This is a genomic window from Embleya scabrispora DSM 41855 (assembly GCF_000372745.1).
In the GTDB taxonomy this organism is placed as follows: domain Bacteria; phylum Actinomycetota; class Actinomycetes; order Streptomycetales; family Streptomycetaceae; genus Embleya; species Embleya scabrispora.
In genome coordinates, this window is sequence record NZ_KB889667.1 from 109,774 (window position 1) to 125,007 (window position 15,234).

Consider the following 15,234-nt stretch of genomic DNA (forward strand, 5'->3'; position numbering starts at 1 on the left):
AGATACACGATGTTACCGAGAGTCGGATCGACGCCGATCAAAGCTCGACTCCCGACCATGACCAGCGACTTTCCGCCACATGGCAACATTTGACCGCGATTACGGCGCGCCTTCCAGTGCCATGCGGCCGAAATCATTCGCCGCGCTCGCAAGCCTTGACCCCGCCGAGATCCACGAGCATGCTTCTCGAAAATATAGTATCCGGCTCCGGAGGTTGGTCCTGTGAAACGATCGCCCGTCAGAAACGCCCTGTTCTGCGCCGCCGTGTCGCTGTCGTTGGCGGCGGCCCTGACCGGGTGCAGCACCAAGGGCGGCACCGGTGCCGCCAGCGACAAGGAGGCGGCGGACAAGATTCCGCTCTCGGCCGTCAAGGTGGCCCTCGTCCCCGGCGGCGCACACCCGTACTTCCAGCTCTGGAAGACAACCGGAGCCAAGGCCAAGGCCGACTTCGGGCTCGGCGACGTGACCTACGACGAGACCGCCGAATGGAACCAGGCGAAGCAGAACAGCCTGTTGACCTCGCTCGCGGCGCGCGGCCACAACGCGTTCGGCGTCTTCGGCGTGTCACCGACCGACGTCAACAGCACCTTCGCCGACCTCAAGTCCAAGGGATTCGCGGTCGCGTCGCTGGGATCGTGTCCCGCCGGCGGCACGCTCAAGGCCGACTTCTGCCTGTCCACCGACGTCGAGCAGGCCGCGTACAAGGCCACCCAGGCGGACATCCAGGCCATGGGCGGGCGCGGCAACCTGGTCCACCTCACGGGCAACAACGTCGACTCCAACACCCAGCGGCGGATGGCGGGGGTCAAGAAGGCGGTCGCCGAGACCAACGGCCAGGTCACCCTGCTGACCACGGTGACCGACATCGACACCGACCTGCAGACCGCGCAGAAGGCGGTCTCCGACCTGCTGACCGCACACGGTTCACAGATCAACGGGCTCGTCGCCACGGCCTACAACCCGGCCGTGGCCGCGGCCGCCGCGATCAAGCAGGGCAACCTGCCGATCAAGGTGGTGGCCATCGACGACGACCCGAAGATCCTGGCCGGCATCTCCGACGGCTCGGTGTTCGCGACCGTCGCGCAGAACCCGGCCGGCCAGGCATACGTCGGATCGTGGGCGCTGAGCCGCCTGCAGAGCGGGCAATGCACCGTGCGCGCTCCCGGCGCAGTGGTCGACTCCGGCTCCTTCGTGGTCACCCGGGACAACGTCGGAACCTACGACGTCGAGCGGCAGACCAAGACGGACCGGCTGATGAACGACTTCAAGACCTCGGTCCTGTCCTGCCCCTGAGTCATCCCGCCATCCCGCCATCCCGCCTCACCCGCACGCACACCGGCACCCACGCCCACGACCCCGGGAGACACGCATGACCAGGATCATCAAGGCGAGCGCCTTCATGATCGACGTGGAGGTGGAAACCAAGCGCACCGACGCGGTGCAGGCATTCGTGAAGCAGGAGACCGTCTTCGTCGAGTTGACCACCGACGACGGGAACACCGGCACCGGCTACTCGTACACGATCGGCACCGGCGGAACCTCCGTGCTCGCGATGCTGCGCGACCACCTCCTGCCCCGGCTCGCCGGCCGCGACGCCCGAGAGATCGAACGGGTGTGGCACGATCTGTTCGCGGCGACCCGGGCGACCACCGTCGGCGCGATCACGTCCCTTGCCTTGGCCGCGGTGGACACCGCGCTGTGGGATTTGCGCTGCCTGCGAGCCGACGAGCCGCTGTGGCGGATGGCCGGCGGCTTTCGCCCCGAGGTGCCGCTGTACGACACCGAGGGCGGCTGGCTGCACCTGAGCACCGACGAACTCGTCGCCGGGGCCCTGGCCTCCCAGGCCGCCGGCTGGCAGGGCGTCAAGCTCAAGGTGGGCAAACCCAGGATCGAGCAGGACGTCGAACGCCTGGGCGCGGTACGCGCGGCCGTCGGGCACGGCCTGGACATCATGGTCGACGCCAACCAGTCGATGACCGCGGCCGAGGCCCGCCGCCGCGCCGCCGCGCTCGAAGGGCTGGGCATCGCCTGGTTCGAGGAGCCGCTTCCGGCCGACGACGTCCAGGGCCACGTCGCGCTCGCCCGCTCGACGTCGATTCCGATCGCCGTGGGCGAATCCCTTTACTCCCCGGGCCAGTTCCGCGACTTTCTCGCCCGCGGCGCGGCGTCGATCGTGCAGGTCGACGTCGCCCGGGTCGGCGGGATCACCCCTTGGCTCAAGGTCGCCCACCTCGCCGAGACGTTCAACGTCGAGGTATGCCCGCACTTCCTGATGGAACTGCACGTCAGTCTCACCGCCGCCGTACCCAACGGACGCTACGTCGAACACATCCCACAACTGCGCGCGATCACCCACGACGAGATGCGGGTCCGCGACGGGCACGCCGTCGCACCCGATGCCGCGGGCCTGGGCATCGCGTGGAACCTCGACGCGATCGACGACAGGAGGACGACATGACCGGGCACACCCCGGCACCCGACGACGCGGACGTCGGGCGGCCGCGGACGGCTACCGACTCCGCGCCGGCGGTCCCCCGATGGGCCGGCCGCTGGTCGGCCGGCACTGCCCAACGCCTGGGTCTGGTCCTGGTCGGCGCGGCCCTGGTGGTGCTCTTCGGCTCCGCCCGCGCGTCCTTCTACGACCAGCAACTGACCGTCTTCCCACTGCTGCGCGACATCGCCGTCTTCACCGTGGTGGGACTGTCCCAACTGGCCACGATGTCGATCGGCCACATGAATCTGGCCGTCGGCCGGATGGCCGCGTTCTCCGCGATGTTCATGGGGATCGCGTACCAGCAGTGGCACCTGCCGCTGTACGCCGGACTGGCGGTCGGGCTCCTCGCCGGTGCCGCCATCGGCGCGCTCACCGGTTGGATCATCAGCGCCACCGGCGTCAACTCGTTCGTGGTCACGCTCGCGATGGACTTCGCCCTGCTCGGCCTGGTGTCGCTGACGTACTCGCAACTGACCACCGTGGCCGCCTTCACCGCCAAGCCCGCCGGCATGGACGAACTACGCGGCTACTCGATGGCCGACGTGTGCGTGGGCAACGTCTGCGGCTCGCCCGCGATCCCCCAGATCCTGCTGTTCACGATCGTGGCGATGCTGCTCGTCGGCTACCTGTACTCGCGCACCCGGACCGGTCGCGAACTGCTCCTGGTCGGTTCCAACAGCACCGCGGCCCGGCTCTCCGGCGTCCCCGTCACGCGTCGGGTGATCGGCGCCCACGCCCTGTCGGGGATGCTGGCGGGCCTCGCGGGCTTCATGCTCGCGGTCACCAGCGGCTCGTTCACCGCGGGCATCGGCTCGGAGTTCATGATCCCCTCCTTCCTGGGCCCGGTCCTGGGCGGCACCCTGCTCACCGGCGGCGCCGTGTCGGTCGTGGGCACCCTGCTCGGCACGTCGCTCGTACAGGTGATCCGACAGGGCCTGACCACCTTGGGCACGGGTCTGGAGAACCTCAACATCTACCTCGGCGTGATCCTGCTCCTCGCGCTGTCCACCGACCGGATCAGGTCGGTCGTCTCGGCCCGACGGGCGGTGGCCCACCCATGAGCACCGCGCACACGATCCCCGCCGCCTACCGCGCGACGCTGGGACGGTTCACCCGCTCCACCGAGATGACCCTGTTCGCGGTCGGCACCATCGGATTCACGATCCTGGCGGCGAGTTCGCACGGCAGCCTGCTCCGCGGCAACGCGGTCCACGGCATCCTGATCTACCTCACCGTCCCGATCCTGATCGGCCTGGCCCAACTCGTGGTACTCGCGGTCGGACAGATGAACCTGTCCGTCGGCACGCTCGGCGGATTCCTGGCCGTCCTGATCGCGGTACTGATGGCCGATCACGGTGTTCCCGCCCCGATCGCGATTGCGATCGTCCTGGTCGCGGGGCCGGCGATCGGCGCGGTCAACGGCTTGCTCGTAGTGGCCTCGCGGATCAACGGGTTCATCGTCACGCTCGCCACCATGACGATCCTGGGCGGCCTCCAGTACCGGCTCGCCGGCACCCGCACGATCGATCCGGGCTCGTCGAGCCTGGCCCGACTCGGCGACCGGTCCGTGTTCAACATTCCGGTGATCTTCCTGATCGCGCTGGTCCTCGCCGCCGCGCTGGCGTTCTTCCTGCGACGCGCGACCGCCGGCCGCCGTCTCCTGGCCAGTGGCGGCAACCCCCTGGCCGCGCGGTTGTCGGGCATCTCCAACGATCGCAGCGTGATCGTGGCGCACGCGCTGTCGGGGCTGATCGTCGCGGTCGCGGCCATCCTCACCGTCGCCTCCGCACCCGGGGTCAACAAGAGCATCGGCGGGGACTGGCTCCTGCCCAGCTTCGCCGCGCCCATCATCGGCGGGGCCGCCCTCGCGGGAGGGTCGGTGTCCGTACTCGGCGCCGTGCTCGCGGCGTTCATCGTGCGACTGGTGGACGTGGCCCGCGCGCAGTATTCGCTGGACCCCAGCTGGGTCAACTTCACCGTGGGCGCCGTGGTGCTGGGCACCGTGCTCGTGGGGCGGATCCGGTCGAGCCGGCAGGACCGTATCGGGCGGGCGCCCGATCGGGATTCGACCCTGCGGCCGGAACCCCGACCCGACGACCAGGCGAAACCGCTGCCGACCGCCGGCGCGAGGAGCACATCATGACCCACCCCGCAGCACACACCGGTCCCACCAAACCCGCCGAACCCGCCGAACCCGCCGAACCCGCCGAGCCGATCCTGTCGGCCGACCGTCTGGCTAAGTACTTCCCGGGCGTCCGAGCCCTCGACGGCGCGACGCTGCACCTGCGCGCCGGGTCCGTGCACGCCCTGCTCGGCGAGAACGGCGCCGGCAAGTCCACCCTGATCAAGGTCGTCACCGGCCTGTACCGCCCCGACGGTGGCCGGCTCGCGCTCGACGGCACCCCGATCGACTTCCACTCTCCCCAGGACGCGGTGCGCGCGGGAATCTCGGTGGTCCACCAGGAACGCAACGTCATCCCCGAGTTCTCCGTCGCCGAGAACATCACCCTGCGGCGGATTCCCTCCCGTCGCGGACTGGTCGACCGAGACCGGATGCGCGCGCAGGCCCGACGCTGCCTGGACCTGCTCGACCTCGATCTGGATCTCGACACGCGGGTCGGCTCGTTGTCGACGGCACAGGTCCAACTGGTGGAGATCGCCAAGGCGTTGTCCACCGACAGCAAGGTACTGCTGTTGGACGAACCGACCTCCGCGCTCACGCTGCGCGAGACGGACCGGCTTCTGGACATCGTGCGTCGGTTGCGCGACCAGGGCACCGCCGTCCTGCTCGTCAGCCACAAACTCGAAGAAGTGTTCGCGGTCTGTGACACGGTCACCGTGCTGCGCGACGGCGTCTCGGTCCTGGAGGGCGAGCCGATCGCCGCGTACAGCCGGGAAGACATCGTCGGCGTCATGGTCGGACGCGCCCACACCGCACGCGAGTTCGCGCCCCGCACGGTGGATCCACACGGTCCGCCCATGCTCGAACTGGACGCGCTGTCGACGGCCTCGGGGCATTGTGACGTCTCGCTCGACGTGCGGCGCGGGGAGATCGTCGGCCTGTACGGGCTCGTCGGCGCGGGCCGCACCGAACTCGCCAAGGCGCTGATGGGCCTGGACCGGGTCGTCGGCGGCACCATCCGCGTCCGCGGCGAGGACGTCCGCATCCGCAACGTCGGCCAGGCGCTGAACACCCACCGCATCGGCTACGTCCCGGAGAACCGCAAGGAGGAGGGCCTCTTCCTCGACCAACCGCTCACGATGAACATCGCGGTGACCGTGTGGTCGCGGATCCGACGCTCCCTCGGGTACATCCCCGCCCGCCGCGAACGCGAACTCGCGGCCGAGTACACCGAGAGGCTCGGCATCCGGGTGTCGGGCCCGAGCCAACTCGTCGGCCAACTCTCCGGCGGCAACCAGCAAAAGGTCAGCCTCGCGAAGTGGCTCGCCGCGCGGACCGAGATCCTGATCATCGACGAACCCACGGTCGGCATCGACGTCCGCACCAAGGCCGCCTTCCACCAACTCATCTGGCAACTGGCCGCCGACGGCCTCGCCATCCTGCTGATCACGAGCGACCTGCCCGAGATGGTCACCCTCGCCGACCGCGTGCTGGTCATGCGCGACCACCGGATCACCGGCGAGGTGCCCAACACACACGACTACGCCTCGGTGAGCCAGGCGGTGATCCGCCTCATCCACGGCACCGGGAGCGGGAGCCTCCCGACCGCCGCACCCGACCCTTCGAACCCGGACCCGGCCTGCGGTTTCGAGCCCTCGAACAGACCCTGAGCGGGCACCCCGCATGGCGAGGACGTATCCCACGAGGGATGTCCACGCCTTCGCGCAGCCGCGTGTACGCGGTGATGCCGAACGAAGCCCGCCGACCCGTCGTACATCGGCGGCACGTCGTCGCCGACGTGTGCCCGCAGCGCCGCGGCGAGCGCGGCGTCGCGCTTGACATCGCCCTACGGACATATGCGGCAAAGAGTTCCAAGCCCGGGCGTTTCGGCTCGCACGTCATCCGCCGGCGATCAAGGACATGCGCAACGCGCCAAGGCCCCCTCGGGCAATCAACCAACTCGATAGTGGCATTGCCTGGTTCCAAAGGTCCGAATGGGGCCGAGGCAGTGGGTGATGGCGAGGATCACGGTGCGGCCGTCGACCGGAGACCTGCCGGACGATCGGCTCCGACGAACGAGCCGAACGCCGGACGCCGGACGCCGACTCGGCGGGCAGGTACTCGGCAGATATCGCTACGGCAGTGATTTGCAAGAAATCGGAACCGCGGAATTCGACCGACGTTCGCCGACGCCACGCGGCGTCCGAAGTTCGGCGCCGATTGCAGGCGGACTCGGCCGGCCGGGGTTAAACGTCGATTACGCTCCCGCTGAGACCGTGGCACGGGTGCAAAGGTCCGTCAAGTATTCGGTCGAGTTCGTGGGGTCTGTCCTGTCGACGAGACAGATGGGAGATCACCGACGGTGTCGTTCCATCGTGCCGATTGATCGATCACGATTGGTTCACTACCGTGGTCAACCGACATTGGATAGCGTCGGCACTACGTCATGAAGCCGGTGCGGCAACGCGGTGACCTCGGGGAACACCGACTGCACGACCACGACGACCAGATCGCGTCGGATTCCCCGGGCGGCATTTTCAGGAAAGGCGCCGGCCTCGCGGTTCGCAGTGGTGCCGGGTGGTGACATCATCGAATCGTTTCGCCCGCGGGCTTGCGACTTTCAATTCTCGGCCACCCGTACCGGCGGCGTGTTCGAACTGCTTCGGGAAGAGTTTGTCGAGATGCGGTTCAGGGTGCCCTGCGCGAGCACGTCGTCGCGGAATTGCGCGTGCGATCGCGTCGGAAACCGCGGAACTCACGAGCCGGGCTGCCCTGGCGCTGCGCGCCGGGCTTGTCGCAGGCAATAAACGCGAAGGGAAAACAGTGACATTGTTGCGCGCCCGGCTCACCGAGGCTCACCTCGCCGAACAGCGGCGCTACTGGCTCGACCGGCTCGACAACCTTCCGGTGTTGCGGCTGCCGACCGACCGGCCGCGGCCGACCACGGCCGGCACGGCGCGCGCCGCCGTCGAGTTCCGGGTGCGGGCGGAGGTCGTCGAGACCCTGAACGACCTGGCGGGCAAGGTCGGCGGAACGCTGTTCACCGCCCTGCTCTCCGCCTCCCAGGTGCTCTTCTCCCGTTACGGCAGGCAGCAGGACATTCCTGTGGCCACCGTGGCGACCGGCCGCACACTCGATGGACCGGACGCTCGTTTCGTCAATGTCGTCGTCCTGCGGTCGACGATCCGGCCGGACGACCCGTTCACGCGCTTGATCGAGCGAAACGCCCCGCTCGTCGAAGACGCGGTCGCCAACGCGGACCTGCCCTTTTCCGATCTTGCGGACGCGCCGGGACCCCACGGCGTCGATGCCGGCTCTCCCCTGCCTCAGGTGCTGCTGGTGCTGCGGGACGAGCACCCCGGCCCCGTCGAGGTACCTCAGCCGTTCGACCTCACCATCGACTGCCGGTCGACCGATACGGGCGAACTCGTCGGCACCCTCACCTACGATCCGGGGTTGTTCGAGGCAGCCACCATCCAGCGGCTGGCCCGGCACCTGGTGGTGCTGCTGACGGCCGCCGTGCGTCATCCGGAGCGCCCGGTGGGCGATCTTCCGCTGCCGGACGAGCGGGAACGGCACACACTGCTCGGCGAGTGGGGCGTCAACCAGGTGGAGTTGCAGGCATGGCCGTGCGTGCACGAGCTGGTCGCCGAGCGCGCCGGGGCGAAGCCCGACGCGGTCGCGGTCGTCGCCGGCACGGACACCGTGACGTATGGGCAGTTGGACACCCGGGCCAACCGACTCGCCAACCTGCTGGTGTCCGCCGGGGTTCGGCGCGGTGATGTCGTCGCCGTGTGCCTGCCGCGCGGCCCGGAGCTGGTCACCGCACTGCTCGCGGTCCTTCGTGCCGGCTGCGCCTACCTGCCGTTGGACCCCGGATACCCGACCGAGCGGCTGAACTTCATGCTCGGCGACGCCGACGTGGCGGTGTGCGTAACGGAAAGCGCGCTGGTCGGGAAACTGCGTGAGGCCACCGACGCAGACTTCGTCGCGATCGACGAACAGGAACGCGAACTGGCCGCGCAGCCCACTGAGCCGCCGGCCATCCCGGTCTCCGGGCGGGACGGGGCGTATGTGATCTACACCTCGGGCTCGACCGGCCGGCCGAAGGGGACCGTGGTCGAGCACCGTTCGATCACCGGACTGCTCGGCGAGGCCGACTACATCCCGCTGCGGTCCGACGACGTCGTCGCCCAGGGTGCCGACGCGACGTTCGACGCGGCGACCTTCGAGATCTGGGGGCCGCTGGTCGCGGGTGCTCGGATGGTGGTCATCGACAAGAACACGATGCTCGACCCCAAGGCGCTGACGGACGCGCTGACTCGGCATCACATCAGCACGCTCGTGCTCACGACGGCGGTGTTCAACCAGGTCGTCGCCGCGCAGCCGGATGCGTTCAGGACGCTGCGCCACCTGCTCTTCGGCGGTGAGGCGGTCAATCCGGACCGGGTGGCGCAGGCATTGGCGGCGGGTCCACCGCAGCGCCTGATCCACTGCTACGGGCCCACCGAGACGACCACGTTCGCCACCTGGCACCTGGTGGAGCGGATCGAGGAGCACCGCACGGTGCCCATCGGCCGTCCGGTCGTGAACACCAGCGTTCACGTGCTCGATGAACGGCTGAACCCGGTACCGGTGGGTGTGGTCGGCGAGTTGTTCATCGGTGGGCCGGGGGTCGCGCGGGGTTACCTGGCCCGTCCGGGCCTGACCGCGGAACGCTTCCTGCCCGACATCTTCGGCACGACACCCGGAGATCGGCTGTACCGCACCGGTGACCTGGTGCGCTGGTCGGCGGAGGGCGCGCTGGAGTACGTCGGCCGGATCGACCGCCAGGTCAAGGTCCGCGGCTTCCGGATCGAGCCGAACGAGATCGAACTCGTGCTCCAGCAACACCCGGACGTCGAAGCGGCCGTGGTGATCGTGCTCGACGACGGTGAGCACAAGCGCCTCGTCGGTTACGTTCGCCCCGAGCCGGGACGCCGGCCCGAGCCGGCCGCGCTGCGGGACTTCGTCGGGGACCGACTCCCGGAGTTCATGGTGCCCGCGGTCGTCGTGCCGCTCGCCGAGTTCCCCCTCACCCCGAGCGGAAAGGTCGACCGCGCCGCGCTGCCGGCCCCGGAGCGTATCGCCGACGCCGAGGACTACGTCGCGCCTCGAACAGACGACGAGCGTGTGCTCGCCGAGGTCTGGGCCGACGTGCTCGACATCGATCGCGTCGGGGTGACCGACAACTTCTATGAACTCGGTGGCGACTCCATCCTCGGGATCAAGGTCGTCGCCAAGGCTCGGGCCGCGGGTGTGTCGATCTCGGCCAAGGCCCTGTTCCGCCTACAGACCATCGCGGCACTGAGCGACGAAGCGGCAGCGGACGCCGCACCTGCTGACCAATCCTGCTGATTCCACATTCGCGGAGGGCATTGTGCGCACCCAAAGACCTGGCCTCAAGGGACGTCTGGTCCCGGAGAACCGCTACCTGTGGCGTGCGCGGCGACCCGAGGCACGGCACCGCATCGTCTGCTTCCCCCACGCGGGCGGAGGTGCCAACGCGTACTCGAGCTGGGCGCGCGCGTTACCGCAGGACATCGAATTGGCGGCCGTGCAACTGCCGGGCCGGCAGAACCGGATCGCCGAGGAGCCGGCGACCGACGTCGGTCGACTCGTGAAGGAGATCGTCGCGGACCTGCGCCCCGTGCTCACCGGGCCGTTCGCCTTCTTCGGGCATTCGTGCGGATCGATGCTGGCCTTCGAGGTGGCGAGGGCGCTGCAGACGCAGGGCGGCCCCTGCCCGACCCGGCTGTTCGTGTCCGCGCAGTCCACGCCCGAAGTGATCTGGGCCGGGCCCAAGCTGCACGACCTCCCCGAGCGCGAGTTCCACGCCGCCGTGCTCAGCCTCGGCGGATTCGACGAGGAGGTGAGCGCGGATCAGGAGGTCATGGACGAGCTGGTACCGGTCGTCCTCGCCGACTTCCAGCTCTGGGAGCGCCACCGCGTCGCCACCGTACCCACCTTGGACAGCCCGATCACCGCGCTCGTCGGGAAGTCCGACTGGCGGGCCCCGCTGGAAACCGTTGTGGGGTGGAGCGAGTACACCTCGGCGTCGTTCACGACCGAGATCTTCCCCGGCGGTCACTTCTACCTGACCGAAGAAGGCAACGACGTCCCCGGGTTCGTCGGCCGGACCCTGCTGGGGACATAGCACCGCTGCCGAACCAACCGACAAAGACGCTGCGCGGGCGGATCGCCCGTGCAGCGTCTTTGTCGGATATCACGAGTATGTGCTCAGCCGAGCGTGGCGGCGTTCCGCAACAATTCCCCGCCCGAAGCGCTCGAAGCACTCGAAGCACTCGGGCGCAGCAGTGGTGCGATCGACCGGGCCAGCTCCAGCCCCTGGCCGCGGTTCAGGCGCGGGTCGCAGGCCGTCTCGTACCGCAGGTGCAGATCCCGCTCGCGCACCGGGGTGTGCTCGTCCACGCATTCGGTCACGTCGCGGCTGGTCAACTCCAGGTGCAGGCCGCCCGGGTGGGTACCCATCGCCCGGTGGACCTCGATGAACCCACGGACCTCCGCCCGGATCGCCTCGAACCGACGAGTCTTGGTGCCGTCCGCGGTCGCGAAGGTGTTGCCGTGCATCGGATCGCACACCCAGATCGCCGGCGAGTCCCGGGTGATCACCTCGTCGACGAGCGGGGGCAGCCGGTCGTGCACCGCATCCGCGCCCAGGCGGGTGATGAACGTCAGCCGGCCCGGCTCCCTGTGTGGGTCGATCAGTTCGATCAGTTCCGCGATGTCCGTGCGGGTCGTGGTCGGCCCGATCTTGACCGCTACCGGGTTGTGCACGCCGGCCGCGAAGGCCACGTGTGGCCCGTCGAGTCGTCGCGTCCGCTCGCCGATCCACAGCAGGTGACCGGACAGGCCGTACGTCCGTCCGGAAGCCGGGTCGACCCTGGTGAGCGCGCTCTCGTAGGGCAGCAGCAACGCTTCGTGGCTGGTGAAGAAGTCGCCGCCGAGGTCGGTGAACAGTGTGTGGTTCCTGGTGCGAAGCCGCCGGATGTCGGACAGGACGCGATCCGCGGCCCGGTACGCGGCGAGCAGACGCTGTGGGTTCGCGGTACGCGCCTCGGCGTCGAAACGCAGCTCGTTCACCGCGTCGCCCCGGTAGACGGGCACCACCCGGTCGCCCCTGGTCTCGGTGCCCATCGAGCGCGGTTTCGCGTACTGTCCGGCGAGCCTGCCGAGGGTGAGGGTCGGCAGCCCGGACTCCGAGGTCAGCACCGCCGCCATGTCCGCGAGGCAGCGCAGCTTGTTTTGTGTCGGCTCGATCAGCGGCCCCGCGAACAGCTCCGCGCAGTCGCCGCCCTGGAGCAGGAACGCCTCACCGCGGGCCACCGCGGCCAGGCGCAGCCGGAGCTCGTCGCAGTCACCGGGTGACACCAGCGCGGGCAGACTGCCCAATGCGCGTACCACATCGGCCAGTTCGTCGAGGTCGCGCCAGTTCGGCTGCTGGTTCTCGACCGGCAGATGCAGCGGATCGACGCCGCTGAGCGCGGTGTTCGTCGCGGCGGTCACGACCGGCAGGCCCGCAGGACGGCGGCCGCGACCTCGTCGCCGCTGTCTCCGAAGTAGGAGCGGTACACCTCCGCGATGTCGGCTTCCCGGCCGGAGTCGAACTTCGGCCCGTCCGCCTGCCGGCGAGCCTGCTGGATGCGCTGGGACACTTCACGACGCATCCGCAACAGGCTGATGATGCCCAGGTCGAGGTTGTCGATGTCGGTACGCGCTTCTCTTGTGGACAGTCGGATGTCCACTCCGGCTAGGGATTCGGTCTCTGAGTCCAACACGTCTTGCCCCCTTGTGTCGTGCGGTTGCCGCGGGTCGGGTGTGTGCACGGTTTTCGCTCAGGGCTTCAGCAGCAGCTTGCCGATGGTGCGGCGCTGCTCGATGTCCGCCTGCGCGGTGCCGGCGTCGGCCAGTGGATAGAGTCGTCCGATGTGGACGTTGAGGTTGTCCCGGCCTATCCAGGAGAACACCGCGGCGCCGCGAGCCCGCAGTTCTTCGGGGGTCGCGATGAAGTCCGGGAGGTAGGGGCGGGTCAGCTTGATCGAGCCGCGTGTGCCGGTGCTCAGGTCGATGGGCGGTATCTTGCCGCCGGACTGTCCGTAGAGGACGAAAGTGCCCCGGGGACGCAACGAGGCGATGCTTCCCTCGAAGGTTGTGTTGCCGACCGCGTCGTAGACGACGTCCACGCCACCGCCGCCGGTGAGCCTGCCGACCTCGGCGGCGAAGTCGACCTTCGTGTAGCGGATGACCTCGTGCGCCCCTGCCTGCCGCGCCGCCTCCTCCTTCGCCGCGCTGGACACGGTTCCGATGACACGGACGCCGAGCGCGCGCAGCACCTGGGTGAGCAGCAGCCCCACACCGCCCGCCGCGGCGTGCACCAAAGCCGTCTCCCCCTCACGTACGGGGTGGCTGTCCCGGGTGAGCACGTGGACCGTGAGGCCCTGCAACAGCACCGCCGCGGCCTGTTCGGCGCTCACCCCCTCGGGCACCCGCACGACCCGGTCGGCGGGCAGTACCACCTGTTCCGCGTAGGCGCCGGGCGTCGGCACGTCGGCCGTTGCCACCAGGTCACCGACCGAGAGGTCGGTGACGTCGGCCCCGACGGCGGCCACCGTCCCCGCCACCTCACGTCCGGGGACGTAGGGCAGCTCACGCGGGTACAGGCCGCTTCGTTCGTAGGTCTCGTGGTAGTTGACGCCGATGGCGGCGACGTCGACGAGCACGTCGCCCGGACCGGCGACCGGCGTGTCCCACTCGGTCGGTGTCAGTACCTCGGGACCGCCATGCCGGTATACCGCGACCGCACGCATTGCGGCCTCCTTGTCGGGTGTCGGGGCTAGATGGTGCCGACCTCGTCGATGATGTTCGGCAGTCGCTCGCCGGCCCGGATGCGCCGCAGAACGTCCTGCTCGGTGCATCCGGTGGTCGCGGCCGCGGCCAGCACCTCGTGCAGGCGTGCCGCCGGCACCACCACCGTGCCGTTGCCGTCGGAGAACACCCAGTCCCCCGTGTGCACCAGCACGTGCTCGACCAGGCAGGTGCCACCGACCGACTCGACGCGGTACGCGCCTTGGGTGTCGGTCGGGACGAAGTTGCTCGCGACGACGGGACGGGTGCTCTGCTCGACGACGTCTCGGTCGCGGATGGCGCCGCCCAACACGATCCCCTCGAACCGCAGTTGTTCGAGCAGATAGGTCGTGGACAGGCCGCCCGCGAGCGCGGCGTCGGTGATCAGCGGCCCGGAGCCCGCGACGTAGACCATGCCTCGGCCGTCGACGACCTCGGGTACCAGGAAGTCGCGGACCTCCTGCCATGTGCTCGGAGAGGCGGCCACGATGCTCGGGCCCTTGCGCACCATCACCCAGCCGACGGTGTACGCGGCGCCGAAGAACAACCGGTCGCCGCCCGACACGCGGTGCAGCCGCGAGTCCAGCACCCGGTTGGTGATACCCAACCCGTCGAGCACGTCCGCGATCGTGGCGGTGGAAATGCCGTGCTCCCGCACCGTCTTCGCGACCAGGGCGTGGGTTTCGTCGCGCGGCGCCTCGGCGTCGGTGTCGAGCCGCCGGTCGTCGATGCCCGCCGTCACAGCGTGGTTCCGTGTGGCACGTGGATGCTGAAGCCCATCCGCACCGGGCCGAAGTCCTCGAGGATCTCGAGGTTGTTCGCCTCGGCGGCGACACTGGTCGTGATGCACGCGTCCGCCGAACCGCCGGCGCACTCCAGCGCGGCCGCGGCGTTGCTTGTCACGAGCCGGATGTCGTAGCCGCGGTCCTCGATGAGGTTGACCGGCGCCGGGTGGCTCAGCACTTTCTGTACCGGACCGTGACCGCGCGCGGCGAGAACCATCGGGTGGGTCGGCATCATGAAGCATTCGTGCAACGACATCGCCTTGAGGTTCCGAAAGACGATCTCGTTCAGCTTCGGGTAGACGACACAACCGAGCAGTACGCTGTCGGCCGGATTTGTCATAACGCCGTCGAGCGCCTCTTCCAGGGTCTCGTACAGAACGACGTCGCCTTGTTTGTGGTTGTTCTGTTCCAGGTAGTACTGTGCGGCCGCTTCGCAGTTCGTGCCTGTCGGTCCCAGCGTGTGGACCTGCAGGCGGCGGTTATTGATGGGCACGAATGTTCCCTTCACTTCAGAGTCGGTAATCCTCGCGTACCGGGTGGAAGATATCGATTCCCCGGGCGGCCGTTCGGGCATGTGCCGCGTGTTCGGCACCGCCGGGGATGATCACGGATTCGCCCGCCTCCAGCACGACGACTTCGCCGTCGACCGTCACCTCGAACAGGCCCTCGAGGCAGTGCACGATCTGCTCGTGCGGGTGCTGGTGGGGCGGCACGTCACCGCCCTGCTCGAACTGCCACAGGGTGACCGTCATCGTGTCGCCGTGGATGAATTCCAGGCGCGCCTTCGGGAACATGTCGGCGATCACCGAGGTGCCCGAGCGGTGCTTCTTCGCTGCCATTTTATTACTCCCGTGGGTCGTCGAGGTGCGCTACGGCCGAAATGGGTGGATGAAAGTGCGGCCCGATGTGGTTCGGGAAATTCCGATCGG

General features: G+C 68.9%; 13 protein-coding genes. 7 read left to right on the forward strand and 6 right to left on the reverse strand.

The genetic code is table 11. The features are described from left to right. Window positions 1-222: 222 nt before the first annotated feature. From A3IC_RS0121415 to A3IC_RS55700, 7 genes are all read left to right on the forward strand, one after another. Entirely contained in the window at window positions 223-1,293 is a 1,071-nt protein-coding gene (locus A3IC_RS0121415) for a sugar ABC transporter substrate-binding protein (RefSeq protein WP_020552101.1), read from the forward strand. Between the two features lie 76 nt (window positions 1,294-1,369). Then, on the forward strand, window positions 1,370-2,458 hold the full coding sequence (locus A3IC_RS0121420; RefSeq protein WP_020552102.1) for a mandelate racemase/muconate lactonizing enzyme family protein: 1,089 nt from the start codon (window positions 1,370-1,372) through the stop codon (window positions 2,456-2,458). Continuing rightward, the gene (locus tag A3IC_RS0121425; RefSeq protein WP_020552103.1) at window positions 2,455-3,555 is read left to right on the forward strand and encodes an ABC transporter permease; all 1,101 of its coding nucleotides are present in this window, start codon (window positions 2,455-2,457) and stop codon (window positions 3,553-3,555) included. Before A3IC_RS0121420 ends, A3IC_RS0121425 begins: the two co-directional genes overlap by 4 nt. Further along, window positions 3,552-4,637 carry an ABC transporter permease gene (locus A3IC_RS0121430; RefSeq protein ID WP_020552104.1) on the forward strand — a complete coding sequence of 362 codons (1,086 nt, stop codon included), beginning with the start codon at window positions 3,552-3,554 and terminating at the stop codon, window positions 4,635-4,637. Before A3IC_RS0121425 ends, A3IC_RS0121430 begins: the two co-directional genes overlap by 4 nt. Continuing rightward, complete coding sequence (locus A3IC_RS55690) at window positions 4,634-6,286, forward strand: sugar ABC transporter ATP-binding protein (RefSeq protein WP_020552105.1); 1,653 nt, start codon at window positions 4,634-4,636, stop codon at window positions 6,284-6,286. The genes A3IC_RS0121430 and A3IC_RS55690 overlap by 4 nt, the downstream gene beginning before the upstream one ends. Window positions 6,287-7,439: 1,153 nt before the next feature. Further along, window positions 7,440-10,013, forward strand: a complete 2,574-nt coding sequence (locus A3IC_RS55695; protein ID WP_158696041.1) for a non-ribosomal peptide synthetase — start codon at window positions 7,440-7,442, stop codon at window positions 10,011-10,013. A gap of 22 nt (window positions 10,014-10,035) precedes the next feature. Continuing rightward, the gene (locus tag A3IC_RS55700) at window positions 10,036-10,812 is read left to right on the forward strand and encodes a thioesterase II family protein (protein WP_052173682.1); all 777 of its coding nucleotides are present in this window, start codon (window positions 10,036-10,038) and stop codon (window positions 10,810-10,812) included. A gap of 83 nt (window positions 10,813-10,895) precedes the next feature. Here the strand turns inward: A3IC_RS55700 and A3IC_RS0121455 are convergent, their stop codons facing one another. The 6 genes from A3IC_RS0121455 to A3IC_RS0121480 are packed head-to-tail and all read right to left on the reverse strand — an operon-like array spanning window position 10,896 to window position 15,144. Continuing rightward, the gene (locus A3IC_RS0121455; RefSeq protein WP_191864114.1) at window positions 10,896-12,140 is read right to left on the reverse strand and encodes a 3-deoxy-7-phosphoheptulonate synthase; all 1,245 of its coding nucleotides are present in this window, start codon (window positions 12,138-12,140) and stop codon (window positions 10,896-10,898) included. 38 nt (window positions 12,141-12,178) lie between these two features. Beyond that, complete coding sequence (locus A3IC_RS0121460) at window positions 12,179-12,454, reverse strand: chorismate mutase (protein ID WP_158696042.1); 276 nt, start codon at window positions 12,452-12,454, stop codon at window positions 12,179-12,181. A gap of 57 nt (window positions 12,455-12,511) precedes the next feature. After that, window positions 12,512-13,483: a quinone oxidoreductase family protein gene (locus tag A3IC_RS0121465; RefSeq protein WP_020552111.1), complete on the reverse strand. Its 972-nt coding sequence runs from the start codon at window positions 13,481-13,483 to the stop codon at window positions 12,512-12,514. A 26-nt stretch (window positions 13,484-13,509) separates the two neighbouring features. Then, on the reverse strand, window positions 13,510-14,262 hold the full coding sequence (locus A3IC_RS0121470; protein WP_020552112.1) for an RraA family protein: 753 nt from the start codon (window positions 14,260-14,262) through the stop codon (window positions 13,510-13,512). Then, entirely contained in the window at window positions 14,259-14,813 is a 555-nt protein-coding gene (locus A3IC_RS0121475; RefSeq protein ID WP_052173684.1) for a prephenate dehydratase domain-containing protein, read from the reverse strand. Before A3IC_RS0121475 ends, A3IC_RS0121470 begins: the two co-directional genes overlap by 4 nt. Before the next feature lies 1 nt (window position 14,814). After that, a complete protein-coding gene (locus A3IC_RS0121480) occupies window positions 14,815-15,144 on the reverse strand; it encodes a cupin domain-containing protein (protein WP_020552114.1) in 330 nt (109 codons plus the stop codon). Window positions 15,145-15,234: the final 90 nt, after the last annotated feature.

Excerpts from the sequence above, each read along its gene's own strand:
- A3IC_RS55690 (WP_020552105.1), top strand. The coding sequence starts at position 4,634 with ATGACCCACCCCGCAGCACACACCGGTCCCACCAAACCCGCCGAACCC.
- A3IC_RS0121480 (WP_020552114.1), bottom strand. The coding sequence starts at position 15,144 with ATGGCAGCGAAGAAGCACCGCTCGGGCACCTCGGTGATCGCCGACATG.
- A3IC_RS0121425 (WP_020552103.1), top strand. The coding sequence starts at position 2,455 with ATGACCGGGCACACCCCGGCACCCGACGACGCGGACGTCGGGCGGCCG.
- A3IC_RS0121430 (WP_020552104.1), top strand. The coding sequence starts at position 3,552 with ATGAGCACCGCGCACACGATCCCCGCCGCCTACCGCGCGACGCTGGGA.
- A3IC_RS0121420 (WP_020552102.1), top strand. The coding sequence starts at position 1,370 with ATGACCAGGATCATCAAGGCGAGCGCCTTCATGATCGACGTGGAGGTG.
- A3IC_RS0121465 (WP_020552111.1), bottom strand. The coding sequence starts at position 13,483 with ATGCGTGCGGTCGCGGTATACCGGCATGGCGGTCCCGAGGTACTGACA.